Raw genomic sequence first — 548 nt, forward strand, 5'->3', positions numbered from 1 at the left:
GGTGGCCGCCGCGCTCGCCGTGCTCCTCGTGGTTGTTGTTGCCTTCGTTGCCCTTGCTGTTGTTGTTGTTTCCGCCCTCGCCGCCCATGGGGGCCTGGGCGGGGGCTTGCTGGACGGCGGCGGCCGGGGCGGCCTGGGCGGCCTGGGGTGCGGGGGCGGCGGTGGCGTAGGTGATGCCGGTCGCGGCCAGGGCCGCGGCGGCCGCGATGCCCGCGGTGATCGCGTGGGAGCGGGTCATGGTCATGGTGCTGTTTCCTGATCTCGGAATCGGAGGGTGTCCGGCTGTGCGGCCGGTGTGATCGAACGTACTGATGCCCTTTCAAGCTGTCATTTCGGGCGTATGGGGGGTGCTGGTGGGAGGGGGCCGTTCGGGGTACGCCGGGGGCCGGTACGCGGCTCACCGGCGAACTGATGTGGCGTCAAGAGATCTCGGTACTCAGCTGATTGACTGACTATTGGTCCGTCGAGGTGATCTTCTGACGGCTCCTCACCCTCCCGTGGTCCCGGGCGGTGGGAACTTCCGGCGCGTCGCTCCTTGACATCCAGGC

Annotated in this window: 1 pseudogene; it reads right to left on the reverse strand. The window is 68.8% G+C overall.

The annotated features are described in order from the left end of the window. Positions 1–244: pseudogene (locus R2S09_RS40215) on the reverse strand (hypothetical protein); the annotation flags it as partial. Positions 245–548: the final 304 nt, after the last annotated feature.

This window comes from Streptomyces sp. MK7 (assembly GCF_032658145.1).
Classification (GTDB): Bacteria; Actinomycetota; Actinomycetes; order Streptomycetales; family Streptomycetaceae; genus Streptomyces; species Streptomyces spiralis.